This window comes from Streptococcus sanguinis SK1 = NCTC 7863 (assembly GCF_000194945.1).
GTDB lineage: Bacteria > Bacillota > Bacilli > Lactobacillales > Streptococcaceae > Streptococcus > Streptococcus sanguinis.
This window is the reverse complement of record NZ_GL878511.1, coordinates 212,829-231,991: the sequence shown is the minus strand read 5'-3', so window position 1 is coordinate 231,991 and position 19,163 is coordinate 212,829. Positions and strand designations below refer to the sequence as shown.

At 45.1% G+C, this 19,163-nt stretch carries 18 protein-coding genes; 12 read left to right on the top strand and 6 right to left on the bottom strand.

The window, feature by feature from the left end; translation table 11 throughout:
* Positions 1-34: 34 nt before the first annotated feature.
* The 7 genes from HMPREF9378_RS00800 (at position 35) to fni (ending at position 7,035) form a co-directional block, all read left to right on the top strand.
* Entirely contained in the window at positions 35-1,318 is a 1,284-nt protein-coding gene (locus HMPREF9378_RS00800; protein WP_002914416.1) for a hypothetical protein, read from the top strand.
* Positions 1,319-1,413: 95 nt separating this feature from the next.
* Positions 1,414-2,148, top strand: coding sequence for a CppA N-terminal domain-containing protein (locus HMPREF9378_RS00805; protein ID WP_002901526.1), 735 nt, complete (start codon positions 1,414-1,416; stop codon positions 2,146-2,148).
* On the top strand, positions 2,145-3,080 hold the full coding sequence (locus HMPREF9378_RS00810) for a serine hydrolase domain-containing protein (protein WP_002901525.1): 936 nt from the start codon (positions 2,145-2,147) through the stop codon (positions 3,078-3,080). Before HMPREF9378_RS00805 ends, HMPREF9378_RS00810 begins: the two co-directional genes overlap by 4 nt.
* Before the next feature lie 150 nt (positions 3,081-3,230).
* Positions 3,231-4,109, top strand: a complete 879-nt coding sequence (mvk, locus tag HMPREF9378_RS00815; RefSeq protein ID WP_002901524.1) for a mevalonate kinase — start codon at positions 3,231-3,233, stop codon at positions 4,107-4,109.
* On the top strand, positions 4,091-5,038 hold the full coding sequence (gene mvaD, locus HMPREF9378_RS00820; protein ID WP_002901522.1) for a diphosphomevalonate decarboxylase: 948 nt from the start codon (positions 4,091-4,093) through the stop codon (positions 5,036-5,038). Before mvk ends, mvaD begins: the two co-directional genes overlap by 19 nt.
* The gene (locus HMPREF9378_RS00825) at positions 5,028-6,047 is read left to right on the top strand and encodes a phosphomevalonate kinase (protein ID WP_002914415.1); all 1,020 of its coding nucleotides are present in this window, start codon (positions 5,028-5,030) and stop codon (positions 6,045-6,047) included. Before mvaD ends, HMPREF9378_RS00825 begins: the two co-directional genes overlap by 11 nt.
* Positions 6,028-7,035 (top strand): type 2 isopentenyl-diphosphate Delta-isomerase, encoded by a 1,008-nt coding sequence (gene fni / locus HMPREF9378_RS00830; RefSeq protein ID WP_002901519.1) that lies wholly within the window; start codon positions 6,028-6,030, stop codon positions 7,033-7,035. Before HMPREF9378_RS00825 ends, fni begins: the two co-directional genes overlap by 20 nt.
* A 38-nt stretch (positions 7,036-7,073) precedes the next feature.
* On the opposite strand, the gene HMPREF9378_RS00835 is transcribed toward fni, so the two are convergent.
* From HMPREF9378_RS00835 to pflB, 5 genes are all read right to left on the bottom strand, one after another.
* Entirely contained in the window at positions 7,074-8,348 is a 1,275-nt protein-coding gene (locus tag HMPREF9378_RS00835; protein WP_002901518.1) for a hydroxymethylglutaryl-CoA reductase, degradative, read from the bottom strand.
* Positions 8,345-9,523, bottom strand: a complete 1,179-nt coding sequence (locus HMPREF9378_RS00840; RefSeq protein ID WP_002901517.1) for a hydroxymethylglutaryl-CoA synthase — start codon at positions 9,521-9,523, stop codon at positions 8,345-8,347. The genes HMPREF9378_RS00835 and HMPREF9378_RS00840 overlap by 4 nt, the downstream gene beginning before the upstream one ends.
* A gap of 144 nt (positions 9,524-9,667) precedes the next feature.
* Positions 9,668-10,135 (bottom strand): threonine/serine exporter family protein, encoded by a 468-nt coding sequence (locus HMPREF9378_RS00845; RefSeq protein ID WP_002901516.1) that lies wholly within the window; start codon positions 10,133-10,135, stop codon positions 9,668-9,670.
* A 4-nt stretch (positions 10,136-10,139) separates the two neighbouring features.
* The gene (locus HMPREF9378_RS00850) at positions 10,140-10,916 is read right to left on the bottom strand and encodes a threonine/serine exporter family protein (RefSeq protein WP_002901514.1); all 777 of its coding nucleotides are present in this window, start codon (positions 10,914-10,916) and stop codon (positions 10,140-10,142) included.
* 159 nt (positions 10,917-11,075) lie between these two features.
* Positions 11,076-13,391: a formate C-acetyltransferase gene (gene pflB / locus HMPREF9378_RS00855; protein ID WP_002914414.1), complete on the bottom strand. Its 2,316-nt coding sequence runs from the start codon at positions 13,389-13,391 to the stop codon at positions 11,076-11,078.
* 368 nt (positions 13,392-13,759) lie between these two features.
* Between pflB and dinB the strand changes: the two genes are divergently transcribed.
* The 5 genes from dinB (at position 13,760) to HMPREF9378_RS00880 (ending at position 17,877) form a co-directional block, all read left to right on the top strand.
* Positions 13,760-14,824 carry a DNA polymerase IV gene (gene dinB, locus HMPREF9378_RS00860; protein WP_002914413.1) on the top strand — a complete coding sequence of 355 codons (1,065 nt, stop codon included), beginning with the start codon at positions 13,760-13,762 and terminating at the stop codon, positions 14,822-14,824.
* 212 nt (positions 14,825-15,036) lie between these two features.
* On the top strand, positions 15,037-15,363 hold the full coding sequence (locus tag HMPREF9378_RS00865; RefSeq protein ID WP_002914412.1) for a hypothetical protein: 327 nt from the start codon (positions 15,037-15,039) through the stop codon (positions 15,361-15,363).
* Positions 15,364-15,671: 308 nt separating this feature from the next.
* Positions 15,672-16,466 carry a CPBP family intramembrane glutamic endopeptidase gene (locus tag HMPREF9378_RS00870; protein WP_002901509.1) on the top strand — a complete coding sequence of 265 codons (795 nt, stop codon included), beginning with the start codon at positions 15,672-15,674 and terminating at the stop codon, positions 16,464-16,466.
* The gene (locus HMPREF9378_RS00875) at positions 16,456-17,163 is read left to right on the top strand and encodes a CPBP family intramembrane glutamic endopeptidase (RefSeq protein ID WP_002901507.1); all 708 of its coding nucleotides are present in this window, start codon (positions 16,456-16,458) and stop codon (positions 17,161-17,163) included. Before HMPREF9378_RS00870 ends, HMPREF9378_RS00875 begins: the two co-directional genes overlap by 11 nt.
* A gap of 75 nt (positions 17,164-17,238) precedes the next feature.
* On the top strand, positions 17,239-17,877 hold the full coding sequence (locus tag HMPREF9378_RS00880) for a TetR/AcrR family transcriptional regulator (RefSeq protein WP_002901506.1): 639 nt from the start codon (positions 17,239-17,241) through the stop codon (positions 17,875-17,877).
* Between the two features lie 314 nt (positions 17,878-18,191).
* On the opposite strand, the gene HMPREF9378_RS00885 is transcribed toward HMPREF9378_RS00880, so the two are convergent.
* Positions 18,192-19,136: a hypothetical protein gene (locus tag HMPREF9378_RS00885; RefSeq protein ID WP_002901504.1), complete on the bottom strand. Its 945-nt coding sequence runs from the start codon at positions 19,134-19,136 to the stop codon at positions 18,192-18,194.
* Positions 19,137-19,163 lie beyond the last annotated feature (27 nt).

The following is a 19,163-nucleotide window of genomic DNA, read 5'->3' as shown; positions in this document are numbered from 1 at the left end:
TCAACTCTTTTTTCGAACGATAGAGAAGGTAAAGATGGAGATGCATGTATCAAAATATCATAAGATTAGTGGCCGCAGAACCTTACTCTTTGGTCTTTTAGCCCTTGTCTTAGGCCTGATTATCATTGTCAATGGCTTCAGATTTACCAAGCTGGCCTTCGATTTTATTTCGTTTTATCTGACGGTTGTTGGCTTGGTAAATATTGTTCTTCATGTTTTTACGCATAAGAAAGAAGGGGCTGTCTGGCATAGTCTGCTTCAGATTGCAGTCGCTATGGGTATCAGCTGGCTCAACCGAATCAGTGATGTGCCTGTCAATATTGTGATTATCAGTTTGGGTAGCTACCAGATCTTGACTGCCACTATTTACGGAGTGACCTATCTGCTTTATCGGCAAAATCATGTCAAGGGCGGCTTGCGCTATCTATTTGATACCGTTCTCTATGGTGGAATTGGGCTGACCAGTATTCTTTCGCCTGCGACTGACGGACACTTGCAGTTTTTGATTTTGGGAATCTATTTGATGATGCTGGGAATGTCCAATATCCGGGATGGTCTCTTTTTTGACAATGACCGTGAAAAACATCGGCTGCGTAGGCAAATTCGTATTAACCTCCCTATTATTTTTGCAGCCTTTATTCCGGTAGAAAATCTGGAACACTTTAATCGACTGATTCAGGGGGATGCAGCTTCTGATCGTAAAAATGTTTATAGTCTTGTTAAGAGTGGAGAGAAAAAGTCGGACTTAGAGGTTTTGGTTCATACTTCAAAGACAAGTTTATTAGGGGCCATTGGTCATGTAGATATTTGCTATCAGGGACAAGTGATTTCTTATGGCAGCTATGATGTTTTTTCTGAGCGATGCAAGGGTATGATTGGAGATGGTGTGCTCTTCAAGGTTCCTAAAGACGCTTATATTGAGCTTTGCAAAAAAGAAAGCAAGAAAACACTCTTTGGTTATTCTTTGGCTTTGACGGATAAGGAGAAGGAAGCAGTTGAGAAGCGCCTGGCTGAAATTGATCAGCTGTTGGTGGAATGGGAGCCGCCAGCAGAACTGAAAAATGGGCAGCCAACATACTCCTACAAGTTGAAGCATGAACTAGGAGCGCAGCTATATAAGTTTAAAACCAGTCGTTTCAAGACGTATTTTGTCCTGTCGACCAACTGTTGCCTGCTAGCAGATTCGATTATTGGACAGGCTGGGACAGATATTCTGGATATTCGTGGTATTATCGCGCCCGGTACCTACCAGTCCTATCTGCAGTACGAGTTTGAGTCCGCTAGGGGTTTGGTCATTGCTCAGACCGTTTACCAATAAATCCAAGGCTTTCTTGTTTTAAAAATTGTTTATTTGCGCATAATTTCTTGTCAAAAAGATGAAAATCCATTACAATAAAATGGTTTGGAGGAATTATGAGCGCGAATCATATTATTAGAATTATCCCTGTATTAAAAATCAATAATCGTCATTTAAACCAAGAGTTTTTTGTAAATCAGCTGGGCATGAAGGCTCTTTTAGAGGAAGCTGCTTTTCTGTCCTTAGGAGATCAGACCAAGACAGAGAAACTGCAGCTGGAAGAATCACCCAGTATGCGGTCGCGGCGAGTCAAAGGCCTTAAAAAATTAGCCAGAATCGTTGTCAAGGTTGCAGATGCTAAAGAAATCGAGTCTCTATTGGCCCAAAAGCCTGCTTGGACTAAGCTGTATCAAGGAGAGAAAGGCTATGCTTTTGAAGCTCTGTCACCAGAGGGTGACCTAGTTCTCCTGCATGCAGAAGAGAATAGAACAAATCTTCAAGAAGTGGCGGAGGCGCCTGAATTTGAAAAGCAAGAGGACTTCATCGGTCTTAGTCAATTTGAGATAGAGACAGTAGAAATTCGTGTGCCTGATGCCAATGCAGCCCAAGAATTTTATAGCAAGATTGAAAATGCGCTGGACTTTCTGACCTTTATAGAAGCAGAGGGTCAAGACTTGAAGGCAGACAATGCCCTAACTTGGGACTTGACTATGCTCAAAGCTCAAGTCAATCGTTTAGAAACCGCTGCGCTGCGTCCTATCTTTGAAGGACACGAGGTCTTTGTACCCAAGTCAGATAAGTTCCTGCTGAGTCAGGATTTTAGTAAGATTGAATTGTGGTTTGAAGCATGACTCTAGAAAAAATCACCAATAAAATCAAAGAACAGCTAAAAGACGGTATCTATCCCGGTGCTAGTCTGGCCTTGTATCAAGCTGGCCAGTGGCAGGAATTCTACTTTGGTTTAGCTGATCCGCAAGAAAAAAAGGCCACTCAAGCAGGTTTGGTCTATGACTTGGCTAGCGTCAGCAAGGTGGTCGGAGTTGGTACTCTGGCAGCCTTTTTGTATGAGCAAGGCAAGCTGGAGCTGGATTTACCCTTGCAACACTATTATCCGGCCTTCCATCAAGAAGATGTGACCTTGCGTCAGCTCTTGACCCACACATCTGGGCTGGATCCCTTTATTCCCAATCGTGACCAGCTGACAGCTCCTGAGTTGAAATCAGCGCTCAATCATTTGACCGTGCTTGAAGATAAGACCTTCCGCTATACGGATGTGAATTTTCTGCTCTTGGGCTTTATGTTGGAAGAGATCTACGGTCAGTCCTTGGATCAGATTTTTCAAAGTCAGATTTTCCAGCCTTGGGGTTTGACTGAGACAGGTTTTGGGCCAGTTCCAGTAGCTGTGCCGACCGTTCGCGGTGTCCAGGATGGTCAGGTTCATGATCCCAAGGCGCGTGTTCTAGGCATCCATGCTGGCAGTGCTGGCTTATTTTCAACTCTCAAGGATTTGGAAATATTTCTGGAGCATTATCTGCAGGATGACTTTGCGGCCAATCTGACCCAGAATTTTTCCAAAGAGCCTGGCAAAAGACGCAGTCTAGCTTGGAATCTAGAAAGCGGCTGGCTGGACCATACTGGCTACACGGGAATCTTTATCATGTATAATCGCAAGGAGCAAAAGGCGGCTATTTTCCTATCCAACCGGACCTATGAAAAAGACGAGCGGGCTCAGTGGATCTTGGATCGTAACCAGCTGATGGACCTGATAAGAATAGAACTTTAAAAGACTCCGGCTGCAAGCCCCGGGGTTTTATCATGTCTGCCTATATAAATATCGGTCTCTAGCCCCAGTGATTTTCTCTTAATAAAAATCGCTTTTTTTGCCAAAGTATATTAAAATAAGATAGAGAGAATCTACAGACAAGAGAAGAATATGACAAAAGAAATCGGTGTCGGCAAGGCACACAGTAAAATTATTTTAATGGGAGAGCATTCGGTGGTCTACGGCTATCCAGCCATTTCTCTGCCTCTTAATCGCATTGAAGTGACCTGTCAGGTCTTTCCGTCTGAGCGGGCCTGGACCCTCTACGCCGAGGATACGCTGTCTATGGCTGTTTTTGCCTGTCTAGAACATCTCGGTCGTCAGGGAGCTAAGATTCGCTGTCAGGTGGAGTCCATGGTCCCTGAGAAGAGGGGGATGGGGTCTTCAGCAGCGGTCAGTATTGCGGCTATTCGGGCGGTCTTCGACTACTTTGAGGAAGAACTGGATGACCAGACACTGGAGATTCTAGCCAATCGGGCAGAGATGATTGCCCATATGAATCCCAGCGGCCTTGATGCCAAGACTTGCCTTAGCGATGTGGCTATTAAATTCATCCGCAATTTTGGTTTCAGTGAAATTGAGCTGGATTTGGATGCCTTTTTAGTCATTGCAGATACTGGCATTCACGGTCATACCCGCGAAGCTATCCGTGCTGTAGAAAGTCAGGGTCAAAAGGCTCTGCCCTTGCTTCAGGAATTAGGGAATTTAACGAAAATCCTTGAGAAAGCCATTTCTATCAAGGACTTGATGACAATGGGGCAAGCTATGACCAAGGCTCACGAGAAGCTAGCCAAGCTAGGAGTGTCTTGCCAGAAAGCAGATGAGCTGGTATCGGCAGCTCTTGAAAACGGAGCTTTGGGAGCTAAAATGAGCGGCGGTGGTCTGGGTGGCTGTGTCATTGCTCTTGTAGGAGAAAAAAGTCAGGCGGAGGCCTTAGCCGCCTTATTGAGAGAGAAAGGGGCCATTAACACATGGATCGAAAGCCTGTAAGTGTCAAATCCTATGCCAATATTGCAATTGTCAAATATTGGGGGAAGAAAGATGCAGAAAAGATGATTCCGTCTACCAGCAGTATCTCACTGACATTGGAAAATATGTACACCAAGACGCAACTAAGTCCTTTGCCGGATACAGCGACTGGAGATGAGTTTTATATTGACGGTCAGCTGCAAAGTCCGGCAGAACATGCCAAAATCAGTAAGATAATTGACCGTTTCCGCTCTCCAGAAGATGGTTTTGTCCGTGTTGATACCAGCAACAATATGCCAACAGCTGCGGGTCTTTCTTCCAGCTCCAGTGGTCTGTCAGCCCTCGTCAAGGCCTGCAATGCTTATTTTCAGACGGGCTATCAGACGGAAGAGCTGGCTCAGCTGGCCAAGTTTGCTTCAGGGTCGTCAGCTCGCTCTTTCTTTGGTCCGCTAGCGGCCTGGGATAAGGACAGTGGGGCCATTTATCCAGTCAAGACGGATTTGAAGCTAGCCATGATTATGCTGGTTCTTCACGATGAGAAAAAGCCCATTTCCAGCCGCGACGGTATGGAGCTCTGTGCTAAAACTTCCACCATTTTCCCAGATTGGATTACCCAGTCTGCCCTGGATTATCAGGCCATGCTGGGTTATTTACGAGACAATGATTTTGCAAAGGTTGGTCAGCTGACGGAAGAAAATGCTCTTCGGATGCATGCCACGACAGAAAAAGCTTATCCACCATTCTCTTATCTGACAGATGAGTCTTACCAAGCTATGGATGCTGTCAGAAAGCTGCGGGAGCAAGGCGAACGTTGCTACTTTACCATGGACGCGGGGCCAAATGTCAAGGTGCTCTGCTTGGAGGAAGACCTAGATCATCTGGTTGCTATTTTTGAGAAGGACTATCGGCTTATCGTCTCCAAAACAAAGGACTTGTCAGATGAAAGTTAGTGCAAGAGTTCAAACCTGCGGCAAGCTCTATCTGGCGGGTGAATATGCAGTGCTGACGGCCGGCCAGCCAGCCATTATCAAGGCCATTCCCATCTATATGACGGGGGAAATCCAGGCAGCCTCCGCCTATCGCTTGACATCAGATATGTTTGAACACAGCGCTAACCTAGAGTCAGACCCTGATTATGCCTTGATTCAGGAGACGGTAGGGGCTATGAACACTTATCTGCTAGCCTTAGACTACCAACTTCAGCCCTTTTCTCTAAAGATTAGTGGCAAAATGGAAAGGGACGGTAAGAAGTTCGGGATTGGCTCCAGCGGTAGTGTGGTTATTCTGACTCTCAAGGCCATGGCGGCGCTTTATGAGCTGGACTTGGAGCCAGAGTTACTCTTTAAGCTGGCTTCCTACGTCCTCCTAAAGCGAGGGGACAATGGCTCCATGGGAGATCTAGCCTGCATTGCTTATGAAGACCTGATTTACTACCGGTCTTTTGATAGAGAACTGATCCGTAAGCGTATGGACAAAGTTGATTTGCTACAGCTGTTAGCAGAGGATTGGGGTTTTGAAATTCGCAGCATTAAGCCTCGCTTAGCCATGGATTTTCTAGTTGGCTGGACCAAGCAGCCGGCTATCTCTAAGGACTTGGTCAATCAGGTCAAGTCAGCTATTTCAGAGTCCTTTTTGACAGGAAGCAGGACGCAGGTTGATGCTTTGGAGAGAGCTTTATTAGCAAGAGAGAAGCTTGCTATTCAGTCCAGTTTGGAAAAGGCTAGCCAGCTCTTAGAAAGGCTCAGCCCAGCTATTTATACAGACAGGTTGAAAGTCTTAAAAGAAGCGGCAGAGGGTCTGAACTGTGTGGCTAAGAGCAGTGGTGCCGGCGGTGGCGACTGTGGGATTGCTCTCAGCTTTGATGTCACATCTAGCAAGCAACTGATTCAAGCCTGGCAAGCAGCTGGCATTGAGCTATTATACAGAGAAAGGATGGGCCATGATGAGCCAGAATCGTAAGGATGACCATATCAAATACGCCTTAGAGCAGCGTCTGGGTTACAACAGTTTTGATGAAATGGAGCTGATTCACCGTTCTCTGCCCAAGTACGATTTGGCAGAGATTGACCTATCTACTCACTTTGCTGGCCGTGATTGGGCGTTTCCCTTTTACATCAATGCCATGACTGGCGGCAGCCAAAAAGGCGGTCAAATCAATGAAAAGCTGGCTCAAGTAGCTGAAAGTTGTGGCCTTCTTTTTGTAACTGGCTCTTACAGCGCAGCCTTGAAAAATCCTTCTGATCCTTCCTATCGGGTGGCGGCTGGTCTGCCTAATTTATTACTGGCTACCAATATCGGCTTGGACAAGCCTTATCAAGCCGCCCAGCAAGCAGTAGCTGATTTACAGCCCCTCTTTTTGCAGGTCCATGTCAATCTCATGCAGGAATTGCTAATGCCAGAGGGCGAGCGGGAGTTTCGTTCTTGGCGCCAGCACTTGGCAGATTATAGTCAGCGATTAGAAGTCCCTCTAATTCTTAAAGAAGTTGGCTTTGGCATGGATCGCTCTACTGTCGAAGAAGCGCGCTTCTTTGGAATTCAGACTTTTGATATTTCCGGCCGGGGTGGCACTAGCTTTGCCTATATTGAAAATCAGCGGGGTGGCAATCGTGACTACCTTAATGATTGGGGTCAATCTACTCTGCAAAGTCTGCTAGCTCTTCAGCCACTTCGTGATGAGGTCGAACTCTTGGCTAGTGGAGGTGTCCGCCATCCTTTAGACATAATCAAAGCTCTGGTCTTAGGAGCCAAGTCGGTTGGCCTTTCTCGCGCCATGTTGGACTTGGTGGAAAATCACTCAGTGGAAGAGGTTATTGATATTGTAGAAGGCTGGAAATCGGATTTGCGGCTTGTCATGTGCGCCCTATCTTGCCGAAACTTGCAAGAATTAAAGAGTGTACCTTATCTACTCTACGGTCGGCTAAAAGAAGCTCAGGAACAGATTCAATAAATAGCATAAAGACATAAAAAAAGGCCATTAAGGCCTTTTTACTTGTCCTGTTTTCGTAAGTCAGTTAGTATTTCTTGAGCAGCAGCGAGGTTGAAAGTCTTCATGGCTGTTAAGCGATTGGCTACAGCAGCAATTTCTTCGCCTTGAGCTCCAGCCTGCAATGCTAAAGATTTGGCTTGCAATTTCATATGTCCTGCTTGGATGCCAGTGCTGACTAGAGCTTTGAGGGCAGCGAAGTTTTGTGCCAATCCGACTGATACGATGAGGGAAGCCAATTCCTTAGCCTGAGGCTGCCCCAGCAAGTCAAAGCTGGCTGTCACTGTGGGATTGAGGCCGATGGAGCCTCCCTTAGTTGCAATGGGCATGGGCAGGGTCATCTGACCATGAAGCTGGCGTTTGTCTGGGTCCGCCGTCCAAGTAGAGAGGCCACGGTAGCTTCCTTCTCGGCTGGCATAGGCATGTGCACCAGCTTCTACAGCCCTCCAGTCATTTCCAGTAGCTAGCACCAAAGCATCAATACCATTAAAGATACCTTTATTGTGGGTAGCCGCTCGATAAGGGTCAATCTGGGCTAGCTTGCTAGCCAGCTGCATTTTATCCGCAAGAAGTTCCGCCTCAGCCTTATCCCGGCTGAGAAAGCGATAGTCGATGACACAGCGGGCTGTTACAAGGCTATCTGTTGCATAGTTTGACAGAATAGCCATCAGGCTCTTACCGCCAGTCAGCTCTTCCAGAGAAAGGGTGAGAGCCTCTAGCATGGTGTTGAGCATATTGGCTCCCATAGCTTCCTGCGTATCTACAGACAGATAAAAAATGAGGAAGTCATCCTTTTGCTCCAGCCAAAGATCTCTAGCACCGCCACCACGGGCAACGATCGATGGATAGGCTTGGTTGGCCTGCTCCAGCAACTCTTTCTTTTTTTTGAGAATATCTTTGATGGCTTGGTCGACCTTTTCGACCTGATAGAGGGCAATTTGCCCAATCATCTGGCGTTTGTGAACCTCGGTTTCAAATCCGCCTGAACGTTTGATAATCTTAGCGGCAAAGCTAGCCGCTGCTACCACAGATGGCTCTTCTGTCACAAAAGGAACTTGATAGGTCTTACTATCCACCAGAAAGTCTGGCACCAGAGAGTAGGGTAGGGCTAGAGTGGCCAGCACATTTTCACTCATCTGGTTGGCTGTTTCCAAAGGCAAAGTCTGCTGACTGTCTAGCAGTTGCCAATGTTCATCTTGTAAAAGTTCCTTTTCTTTCAGCATCTGCAGCCGCTCAGCAGGAGTTTTTTTGGAAAATCCAGTCCAGTTTACTTTCATGATGATTTCTCAACTTTGATGTACTTACGCTGGTGCTCTGCAATTTCCGCCAGAGCAAAGCTTTGGTCTTCATAGCCAGAGAAGCGGGCATTGCCTTCCGCATCCAGCTCAGCTTCTTCAAAAAAGATGCGCTCGTAGTCTGAGATGGAAAGAGTCTGACGCTGGTCTAATTCCTCTAGGCGTGTCTTGGATAGATGCTTTTCATAGCCCTCTACCAAATTGGCACTAAAGATTTCAGAGACAGCCCCGCTGCCATAGCCGAAAAGAGCAATCCGTTCACCAGCCTTGAGGTTGTCAGAGTTTTCTAAAAGAGACAGAAGACCTAAGAAGAGAGAGCCTGTATAGATATTTCCAACCTTTTGACTGTAAAGAATGGAGGCTTCAAAGTTCTTTCTAAGCTGATCTTGCTGCTCTTGAGGTAGGCTTTTATCCATGATTTTATTGAGGCCTTTAAGGGCCAGTTTTGGATAAGGCAGGTGGAAGCAGTAGGCTGCAAAATCTTTGAGAGCTAGCTTGTGGCGTTTCTGGTACTCTGTCCAAGTTGTCTTTAAGCTATCCAGATACTGCTGGGTTGAATAGAGCCCGTTGACATAAGGAGTTGTCGAGTAATTTGGGCGCCAAAAATCCATGACATCGCGTGTCTGGGCCACATTATCATCATTGAAAGCGAGGATACGGGGATTGCTGCTAATCAGCATAGAAATAGCTCCCGCTCCCTGAGTTGGCTCGCCCGGTGTATTGATTCCATACTTGGCAATGTCGCTAGCTAATACCAAAACTTTGCTGTCTGGGTGTTTTTCGATATGGAGCTTGGCATAGTCCAGTGCAGCAGTAGCTCCATAGCAGGCTTCCTTAATTTCAAAGCTGCGGGCAAAAGGCTGGATGCCCAAAAGGCCGTGGACAAAAACGGCTGCCGCCTTGCTCTGGTCGATCCCTGACTCAGTAGCCACGATGACCATATCAATCTTTTCTTTGTCCTCTATTGTCAGGATGGGTTCTGCTGCCGCCGCTCCCAAGGTAACAATATCCTCAGTCAGAGGAGCAATGCTTAGTTCCTTGAGTAAGAGCCCCTTGCTAAGCTTGTCTGGGTCAGTTCCACGGGCTGCCGCTAAATCATTTAATTTTAAAACATAATTACTGGTCGCAAAACCGATTTTGTCGATTCCGATTGTCATTATAAGACCTCTTTAAATCCTTTTATTCTAGTATATTCCGAAAACTATTTTACCATACTTAGGAATAAAACTCTTACAAAAACATCTAATCTCAGCTAAATCAGGCTTAAGATGTATTTTCCAAAAGAAAAACAGCAGATGGCTCTACTGTTTATTTGCTGTGAGTTTGGTTTGGCGCTTTTTTAAGTAGTGATAGATCTTGAGTACGACGGTGCCGCTGGCCATGCCAATTGAGATGACCAAGGCTAGAATGACCACCAGAGTGGCGTGAATCATGGCCTGGCTGTAATCACCAGTGACAAAGAAGGCAGTCGTCCGATAGGAAATGTAGCCTGGGACCAGAGGCGCTAGAATAGCCAAAATAAAAACAACAGCGGGCGTTTTATAGATGATGCTGAGAATTTGGCTGACGCAGGAACCAATGATAGCAGCCACAAAGGTTGCTATAATGACGTTGGTCGGTCCTTTGAGCAGGAGATAGAGCAGCCAAATAGCCATGCCCAGCACTCCGCCAGGAATCAGCATACTACGCTGGACGTTTAGAACGATTAAAAAGGTAATGATGGCCAGCAGGCTGGCAACGGCTTGCAGTAAGAAAGTCAAGATTGTCATAGGCTTATTTCATAATAAGGAGGGCGACAGAGGTACCTGCACCGAGAGCAAGAGTGATGAGGAGCGATTCAAAGAGCTTGCTCATCCCAGAGTTGATATGGTTGGTCATGATGTCACGCACAGAGTTGGTCAGAGCAATGCCGGGCACAAAAGGCATGACAGAGCCCGCAATAATCAAATCATCTGTGGAGTTAAAACCGGAATAGCGCGTCCAGATATGAGCCAGCAGTCCAAAGACAAAGGCTCCGGCAAAAGCTGTCACAAAAGGAATGCGGATATATTTGTCCACATACAAAGAGAAAGCAAAGCCAAAGAAGGTGGCAATGGCAGCCCCCAAAGCATCGTAGAAGTTTCCGCCAAACATGATGGAGAAGAAGGGAGCACTGAGCGTTGCGGCAGCGATCAGCTGCTTGTTGTTATAGGGCAGTTCCTTGACTTTGAGGCGATTCAGCTCATCAAAAGCCTCCTGAAGGCTGATTTCTCCTGTTACCAACTGACGGGAGACCTGATTGACATCGCAGACCTTCTCGATATTGTAGTTGGTCTTGAGATTGCGCTTCATACGTGAGACATTTGTATTTTCAATCGAAAAGAAAATAGCTACTGGCATTGCTAAGGCATTGCAGTCGATAATCCCTTGCGAATGAGCGATACGAATCATGGTGTCTTCCACCCGATAAGTCTCGGATCCGCTCTGTAGCAGCAGTGTCCCAGCCAGCATGATGACATCTACCGCCAGATTGAAATCTTTGGCTTCTTCCCTGATACCTTTCTCTGTCATTTCCCCAGTCCTTTTCCTAGTATAGCAATAGAACCATTATACCATAAAGACTCTTAAAAATTTCATCAAGTTAGCAGCCATTTGAAGTCTGAAATACAAAAAAGAAGATTGGAGATTTCCAATCTTCTTTCAAATGGTTTGTAAGTCCTTAGTCGTTTATTAGCTCAAAGCATCGTCCATAGAGAGCACTTCGTGGAAGACACGTTGAGTCAATTCAGTTTTTTGCTCTGGAGTGAGGTACTTAGTATTTACACAGTAACCTGAGATACGAACGATAACGTCTTCACCAGACATAATCTTGTCGTAAACATCCTTCAAGTCCATAACGTTCAAGTTAACGTGCTGACCACCGTTTTCGAAGTAGCCATCCAGGATAGTAACTAAGTTGTCTACTTGTTCGTCGTGAGTCTTACCAAGCGCACGAGGTGATACTTGAGTTGTCAATGAGATACCGTCAGCTGCGTAACTGAAGTCCAAGCTAGCAAGAGAGTTAAGGTTTTGCAACCAGCCACCTTTTGCCTTGTTAGATGGGTTAGCACCTGGTGAGAAGAATTCCAATTTAGACAAGTTCACGCTGCCATCTTCGTTGAGGTAAACTCCTTTGTGAACTGGTGAGTTACCAGTTTGTTTAGAGTAAGCAACGTTAGATGTGATAGTCAGAAGAGACACAGTAGCTTCTGCATTCTTATACAGTTTGTGGCTGCGCAGACGAGTTGTGTAAGCTTCAACCAACCATTCAGCCAGTTCGTTTGAACGAGGATCATCTTCACCCCAACGTGGGTAATCACCGATTGTTTCGTAATCGTAGATATAGCCGTTTTCGTCGCGGATTGGCTTAACAGTTGCATACTTGATAGCAGACAAGGTATCAACAGTGTTGGCAAATCCACAGATACCGAATCCCATGTTAGCACGTTGGTAAGTTGGCAAGAAGGCCATTTGAACAGCTTCGTAGTTGTACTTGTCAGTCATGTAGTGGATGATGTTCAAAGCATCTACGTAAGTGTCGGTCAACCAGTCCAGAGATTTTTCAAAGTTCGCTTTAACTGATTCGAAGTCAAGAACTTCGTCCCGGATAGGCTCGATGTCAAATACTTTGTAGTCTTTATGAACATCGTCGTAACCGCCATTGAGACCTGTCAGAAGGGCTTTCAGAACGTTTACACGAGCACCGAAGTATTGGATGTTGTGGCGTTGTTCTTCATTTTCAGGGTCAAGTGGAGATACACAACATGAGATACAGCTCATTTCACCGTAACCATCTCTAGCCATTGTTGTTACACCTTCGTATTGGATAGAAGAGTGCTTGTGGCTCATGTGCATACAGTAGCGACGGAATGAGTATGGAAGTTTGTCAGTCCAGAGAACGGTCAAGTTTGGCTCTGGAGAGTTACCAATGTTGTCAAGTGTGTTAAGGAAACGGTAGTCCATCTTTGTAACACGGTGACGGCCGTCGTTACCCATACCTGCCATAGAAGTAGTGATGAAGGTTGGGTCACCAGAGTAAAGTTGGTCGTAAGCTTTCGTACGAGCAAACTTCACTGTACGAAGTTTCATAACGAAATCATCAACAAATTCTTGGATTTCTGATTCAGTGTAAGTACCGCGAGCCAAGTCACGTTCAGCATAGATGTCAAGAACGATAGGCACACGTCCAAGAGAAGTAGCAGCACCGTTGATAACACGGCAGACAGCCATGAAGGCGATGTTAGTCCATTGGATAGCTTCTTTAACGTCAAAAGCAGGACGGCGAACATCAACTCCGTAAAGGTCACCAAGTTTTACAACTTCACCAAGTGCTTGGTATTGCAGGTTGATTTCTTCGCGCAGACGGATTGTTTCTTCGTCAATATCAGTCAAACCATTCCAGTCGCGAACTTTTTCAGCCATGAGGTAGTCAGCTCCATAAAGAGCAAGACGTGCGTAAACCCCGATGATACGTCCGCGTGAGTAAGCATCTGGAAGACCAGTTACAGTGTGGGCGTGACGAGCACGGCGGATGTTAGAAGTGTAAGCACGGAAGATACCGTCGTTTACTGTTGTAACATACTTAGTAAAGATTTCATGAACAGCAGGATCTGGTTCGTATCCATTTTCTTTCAAAGTAGTTTCAGCCATGCGGATACCGCCTTTTGGCATGAAGTTCAATTTGAAGAGTTCGTCATTTTGGATACCGTAAATCAGTTCGTTGTCCTTGTCAATGTAACCAGCGTCGATATCAGCGATAGATGCTGGACGAGTGTCCATTGGGAAACGAGTTTCTTCGTAGTGAGCTTTTGTTTCTTCTACGATTTTCTTGATGTGGAGTGAGCGCTCAGTAGGACCTGCCAAGAAGCTTTCATCTCCATCATAAGGTGTGTAGTTAGCTTGAACGAAGCGAGAAACACTTGCTTTCTCTTTCCAGTCTTCACCTTTGAAGCCTTCCCAAGCTTTGTCAAAAATATCTTGAGCTTCAACAACTGTTTTTACAACCATTTGATTTTCCTCTTTATTCTAGCAACATAAACTGTTACATTTATAAGTAAAGTATATCATACGGTAATCGGTTTCACAAACCATTTTCGGCAGAAAGAAAGACTTTCTTTTATAATACAGAAAGTAAAAAGTCGCGGATGTGTACTATAGATTTGAAAAACACAACTCTTTTCAAATATTTTGGAAAAATGGGTAAAAAAGTTATAATAAAAGTAATTAAAATGTCATATAAAAATTACTGACAAAGAATCTTACTTTTAAAATACTTTTTACAAGAACAAAAAACTGTTTCAGATTTATTTGAGCAAAAAGGGCCGACTTTGTGAAAGCTCATAAGCTGAAATTTATGGTAGGAGAAAGGAGGAGGCATGCTGATTTTTCCACTGATTAACGATACATCTCGGAAGATTATCCACATTGATATGGACGCTTTTTTCGCTTCGGTGGAAGAGCGGGATAATCCTAAGTTAAAGGGGCATCCGGTCATCATCGGCAGCGACCCACGCTTGACTGGCGGTCGTGGTGTCGTCTCCACCTGCAATTATGAGGCCAGAAAGTTCGGAGTTCATTCGGCTATGAGTTCCAAGGAAGCCTATGAGCGTTGCCCGCAGGGCATTTTTATCTCGGGGAATTACGAAAAATATCAGGCGGTCGGCTTGCAGATCCGAGAGATTTTCAAACGCTATACGGACTTGATTGAGCCAATGAGTATCGACGAGGCTTATCTGGATGTAACGGAAAACAAGCTAGAGATTAAATCCGCAGTCAAAATAGCCAAGCTGATTCAGCACGATATCTGGAATGAACTCCATCTGACAGCTTCGGCAGGCGTTTCTTATAATAAGTTTCTGGCCAAGATTGCCAGTGACTATGAGAAGCCTCATGGTCTGACTGTTATTCTACCCGAAGAGGCTGAGGCCTTTCTGGCGCCTATGGACATTGCCAAGTTTCATGGAGTTGGTAAGAAGGGCGTTGAAAAACTGCATGAAATGGGAGTTTATACTGGTGCAGATCTACTCAAGATACCGGAAATGACTTTAATTGATAAGTTTGGCCGCTTTGGTTTTGATCTCTACCGGAAAGCGCGTGGCATCAGCAATAGTCCGGTCAAATCCAATCGCATCCGTAAGTCGATTGGGAAAGAGCGGACCTATGCCAAACTGCTCTATAGTGAGGAGGATATCAAGAAAGAGCTGACCTTGCTGGCGCAGAAGGTAGAAAATAGCTTGACTAAGCATGATAAGAAAGGACGAACCATCGTTCTGAAAATCCGCTATGCCGATTTCTCCACCTTGACTAAAAGGAAAAGTTTGAATCTAGCCACTCGAGACAAGGAGCAAATCGAGCGAACTGCGCATGAGATATACGATAGCTTGGAAGAACAACCACGAGGTATCCGACTGCTAGGACTGACAGTGACGGGGTTTGAATAAAGATAAAAGCTTGGTTCGTTACCGGGCTTTTTTAGATATAGCTTTTAGTATGAGAGAGTTGCTTGTGACGAGCTTCTAAGTTGTCTGATGATTTTCATTGACTAAAAATAATCTTTTTTGAAAAAATACTGGACAAAGTTTTCTGTGTCTGTTATACTGTGTCTATAAAATAAAAAACCGTCCGGTCGGTTTTTAAAAAGAAAGGAGCAGAAATGAAGAAATCTGTAGTAGAAAAAACAAGCGAGCACATCCTCAAGTTGAATCAGGAGCTGGATCGACAGCGGGAAGGTCAGAAAGAGTTTTTGCAGCAGCAGGCAGAAAAACGTAAGGTGTGGCTAGAAAAGATAACACAGGGTGAGAATGGCATACGCTATTCTAAGTGGGGAGTCAAAGCTGGATATGCTGTCCTTGCTGGTGGCTTGCTGACTTCTGTCTTTAGCCCTTGGCGAGGACTGGGTATTATGGCAGTAGGGGGTCTGAGTCTTGCCTCCAATCTCTGGCATATCCGGCGATTGCAAAATCAAGAAAGGAGCAAGTAGCAGAGAGATGACCTGTTTTAAGCATCAGAGTCAGGACAACTTAGAAACTAAAAGCAGCTAGACGGTGCTGGCGTAGCTTTTAGCATCATTTAGTCTATCTTTGCTTTTTATTTTAGGCAAGGACTAAAAGACTATGTTTTCTATTTGGCGCAGGTCTTTATTTTTTATAATAAAACAAACCGAATGGTCGGATTTTAAAAATCTGCGTTTCAAAACAGGCAATCATCTGAAAGACTGAAAGTAAAGGATGCTTTTGACCAGTTTTCGGATGACTTTTCACTATTCTACATTTGATAAGGAGTTATCGTATGAACACACAAACACATGTAGAGCCAGAGACAAGGCATATCCTGCCCTTTCTGGCCTGGACTTTTGGCATTACCTGGGGATCCTGGCTGCTTCAGTATATTTTAACCGCCCTGAAGCTGACCAGCGGGGCTGATCCTTTGGGCTTTGCTCTCAATTTCATCGGGGGCTTCGGACCGACCTTGGGAACTTTTATCAGCCTCAAAATTTCTCATCCTAAGAAGATGCTGGACTTTATCTTTTCTCATGCTAAGGGCTGGTGGATTTACATGCTGGTCTTCTGTCTGGTTCGGGTTTTGACCCTTTTTATCGCCAATCCTGTATTACCGCCGCTCAATGCCATTCTGATGTTTCCTCTGGGCTGTACCTTTGTCACCTTTGCTGGGGGCGGGAATGAAGAGCTGGGCTGGCGGGGCCTCCTGCAGCCGGCTCTGGAGAAAAAATTCTCCTTCCCTCTGGCAACTGTCATCACGGCTCTGGTCTGGGTGGCCTGGCATCTGCCCCTCTGGCTGATTCCGGGAACGAGTCAAAGTCAGATTTCTTTGCCCTTCTATCTCTCCTTTGGTATCTTGCTCTGTTTCTGTCAGGCGGTTCTCTACAAGCAGACGGCCTCTGTCTTTGCCTGCATGGTCTTTCACGGCTGCATTAACTTTGCTCAGGCGACGATTGTCGGCAGTGCTACAAATGGCGGAAGGTATCTCAGCTTCCAGGCTGCTAATCTGGTCATGACCGCCCTGCTGGTCGGCTGGTGGTATTGGAAGGGCAACCGGAAAGGAGTTCAGAAAGATGCAAGCTAGAAACTATAAAGATTCCTCATCTGTTAAGCAAATTCTAATGTTTCTGCTTTGGACCTTTGGTATCAGCTGGTCTGCCTGGCTGGCTTCGGCTTTCCTGAGGATTCCTATTATTTCCCAGGTCCTAACCATCGCTGGTGTTTTTGGCCCGGCCATTGGAGCCAAACTGGTCTTAGGAAAATCGTTCAAGGAGCTCTTGGCTTCTATCGGATCGGCCCGAAAAAGGACTTGGGTCCATCTCTTGATTTTGACAATTCTTTATACCCTTTCCATAGTCTTTTGGAGTCCGCTCCTGCCTGGTTTTAGCCCCCTCAGGATTGCTCTGCTTTTTCTCATGACGACTCTTCTGACAGGCGGCAATGAAGAGATTGGCTGGCAGGGCTTCCTGCAGCCAAGTCTGGAGAAGATCCTGCCCTTTCCCTTAGCAACTGTAACAACTGGGTTAATCTGGGCTGTCTGGCATCTGCCCCTCTTCTTTACTGCCGCCTGCCTGCTCGCCCGTTTCTGGCTGGCGGCTCTTTACAAGGTCAGTCAGTCCATCCTTTACTGTGTTCTTTTCCACGGGGCCATCAATACCATTGGTGAAGGCATTTTCCTGGGCAAGGGGACGGAAAATCCCCTCTTTTTCCTAGGCTATATCTTGATGGCGGCTTACAGTATCTATCTTTGGTATCAAAGGGATCAGCAAGACAAGGCTTAAAGATATTTTTATGATTTTGTATTTCTCCGGCTTTTTTGGTAGAATAAAGCTATACTAGAAACAAAGGGGAACAGAATGGCGCAGCGAAAAGACAAATCCCAGGCCATGAGAGAAAAAATTTTAAATACAGCAACCCAGCTCTTTATCCAAAAGGGGTCCGAAAAGACCAGTATGCAGGATATTGCTCAGACGGCGGGCATCTCCAAGGGGGCTATCTATCATCATTTCAAGTCAAAAGATGAGATTGTCTTTGCGGTGATTAGGAGCCGGCAGGAGCTGATGGAAGAAGAGATGAAGCAGTGGCTCAAGGCTACGGAAAATCTGACTGGCAGAGAGCAGCTGCAGACCATCCTCAAGTCTAATCTGGAAAGTCAGACAGCCCGAGCTACGGACGGCATTGTGGGTGAGTATGAGAAGGATGCAGGTTTTATTTTGACCATGATGCGGGACAATCTGCGGATAGGCGCCCCTCTGGTCAGTGACATTATCAAAAAAGGGATGGCAGATGGCTCCCTTCAGACCCAGTGTCCGGACCAGGCTGCAGAAGTTTTTCTGCTGCTGGTGAATTTTTGGATGCATGGGACCGTTTTTGAAAGTGAGCCCGAAAGACTGCCGGAACGCTTCCACTTTCTGCAGTTTATGATGACCTCGGTCGGTCTGGATATCTTTACTGACGAGCTCCTGCAGCTCTTTAGCCAGAAAAATAAGACATAAAAAAAGGCTGGGACAGAACTAAAAAATTTAATTCTGTCCCAGCCTTTTTATTTATGTGCTGAATATACTGTGGATATCTTCCTCGGTCAGGCCGATTAGGGGGTCGATTTTCAGAGAAAAGTTTTGAAAAGCAGGCTGAGCGTCTCCGCTTTCTCCGCTTTATGCTGGAATCCATTGGCATTGATATTCTTAGTGACGAGCTGATGGAGCAGACTTTGACATACTTAAAACGAAGCTAAGCGATGATTGGCACACCGAATTTTCCAACTTCAATTGTAGAAAGTTAATATAAAGAGGACAGCAAACTGTCCTCTTTATAATTCAATATTTGGAAATTTGTCATGGATTTGATTTTTTAAACGAGTTAAAGCAAGATCTGTTTTAGAAACGTTTTGATGTCTTAGAGGCAGTTTCTCTTCGTTGCCATCAGAAAGGACAACCCGAATCTCATTTTTTCTGATGATGGGAAAGATAGAAATCATGAATGAATTGCTATGATGATAAATTGTTAGCGCGTCATGTATGTCACATGTTTTAAAGCTAGATTTGTAACTGACCAGATGATTCTTGTAAAAGAAGACACGAATATCTGGGTCAACATAACCACCATTGTTTTCAATCTGATCCAGCGTTTCATTCAACTCGGGATAGAGTTTGAAAAAATCATTCAATCTTTTATGGTTTAAGTAATAACGAATGAACCCGATCAAAATGCAGAATATAGCAATATAGGTGAAGAAAGTGAAGGAAGTTGTTCCACCTTTTTGGAATTCTTTGTCATCAGAGAGAGTGATGTAGTATTTCAGTTGTTGGTTATTTTCATCATTAAATAGATACGATTTCATGATTTTAGCGTAATCAGGAATATCTGAAGCTGAGTGTACTGAGGCAATCAACCATTTTGGCTCTCCTCCTAAAGTATTCGCTTTTTCTAGTTCATCTACGAAGCGGCTAGTTGAAGAATCATTGCGCAGGCCAATATCGCTTTTCCTACCATTTTTATCTATATAAGATACTTTGTAGAAATAGGTTGAGTCATGCTCTTCTTTTAACTCAGCAACCGGTCCATCAATATGAGTAATTTGTATTGCTTGGCTGTAAGAGGTGTCAGAGATTTTTGCAGAAAGAATTTTTCCTTCTTTTCGCAAGGTTTCCACACTGATATCCTTAATTCTTGTTGATGAACGGGTACCAAATAAAATGAGACAGCATCCTACAAGCACCCATTTTATTAGAGAGGCATATTTATTGTATTTCATTAATATCTCCTTTGAAGAAAGTTAATT

What these genes read in the sequence shown, in the direction of transcription:
- HMPREF9378_RS00865 (WP_002914412.1), top strand. Translation starts at nt 15,037, where the DNA reads ATGAAGAAATCTGTAGTAGAAAAAACAAGCGAGCACATCCTCAAGTTG.
- fni (WP_002901519.1), top strand. Translation starts at nt 6,028, where the DNA reads ATGATGAGCCAGAATCGTAAGGATGACCATATCAAATACGCCTTAGAG.
- HMPREF9378_RS00840 (WP_002901517.1), bottom strand. Translation starts at nt 9,523, where the DNA reads ATGACAATCGGAATCGACAAAATCGGTTTTGCGACCAGTAATTATGTT.
- mvk (WP_002901524.1), top strand. Translation starts at nt 3,231, where the DNA reads ATGACAAAAGAAATCGGTGTCGGCAAGGCACACAGTAAAATTATTTTA.
- HMPREF9378_RS00805 (WP_002901526.1), top strand. Translation starts at nt 1,414, where the DNA reads ATGAGCGCGAATCATATTATTAGAATTATCCCTGTATTAAAAATCAAT.
- HMPREF9378_RS00800 (WP_002914416.1), top strand. Translation starts at nt 35, where the DNA reads ATGGAGATGCATGTATCAAAATATCATAAGATTAGTGGCCGCAGAACC.
- mvaD (WP_002901522.1), top strand. Translation starts at nt 4,091, where the DNA reads ATGGATCGAAAGCCTGTAAGTGTCAAATCCTATGCCAATATTGCAATT.
- HMPREF9378_RS00835 (WP_002901518.1), bottom strand. Translation starts at nt 8,348, where the DNA reads ATGAAAGTAAACTGGACTGGATTTTCCAAAAAAACTCCTGCTGAGCGG.
- HMPREF9378_RS00810 (WP_002901525.1), top strand. Translation starts at nt 2,145, where the DNA reads ATGACTCTAGAAAAAATCACCAATAAAATCAAAGAACAGCTAAAAGAC.
- dinB (WP_002914413.1), top strand. Translation starts at nt 13,760, where the DNA reads ATGCTGATTTTTCCACTGATTAACGATACATCTCGGAAGATTATCCAC.
- HMPREF9378_RS00870 (WP_002901509.1), top strand. Translation starts at nt 15,672, where the DNA reads ATGAACACACAAACACATGTAGAGCCAGAGACAAGGCATATCCTGCCC.
- HMPREF9378_RS00885 (WP_002901504.1), bottom strand. Translation starts at nt 19,136, where the DNA reads ATGAAATACAATAAATATGCCTCTCTAATAAAATGGGTGCTTGTAGGA.
- HMPREF9378_RS00880 (WP_002901506.1), top strand. Translation starts at nt 17,239, where the DNA reads ATGGCGCAGCGAAAAGACAAATCCCAGGCCATGAGAGAAAAAATTTTA.
- HMPREF9378_RS00850 (WP_002901514.1), bottom strand. Translation starts at nt 10,916, where the DNA reads ATGACAGAGAAAGGTATCAGGGAAGAAGCCAAAGATTTCAATCTGGCG.
- HMPREF9378_RS00875 (WP_002901507.1), top strand. Translation starts at nt 16,456, where the DNA reads ATGCAAGCTAGAAACTATAAAGATTCCTCATCTGTTAAGCAAATTCTA.
- pflB (WP_002914414.1), bottom strand. Translation starts at nt 13,391, where the DNA reads ATGGTTGTAAAAACAGTTGTTGAAGCTCAAGATATTTTTGACAAAGCT.
- HMPREF9378_RS00825 (WP_002914415.1), top strand. Translation starts at nt 5,028, where the DNA reads ATGAAAGTTAGTGCAAGAGTTCAAACCTGCGGCAAGCTCTATCTGGCG.
- HMPREF9378_RS00845 (WP_002901516.1), bottom strand. Translation starts at nt 10,135, where the DNA reads ATGACAATCTTGACTTTCTTACTGCAAGCCGTTGCCAGCCTGCTGGCC.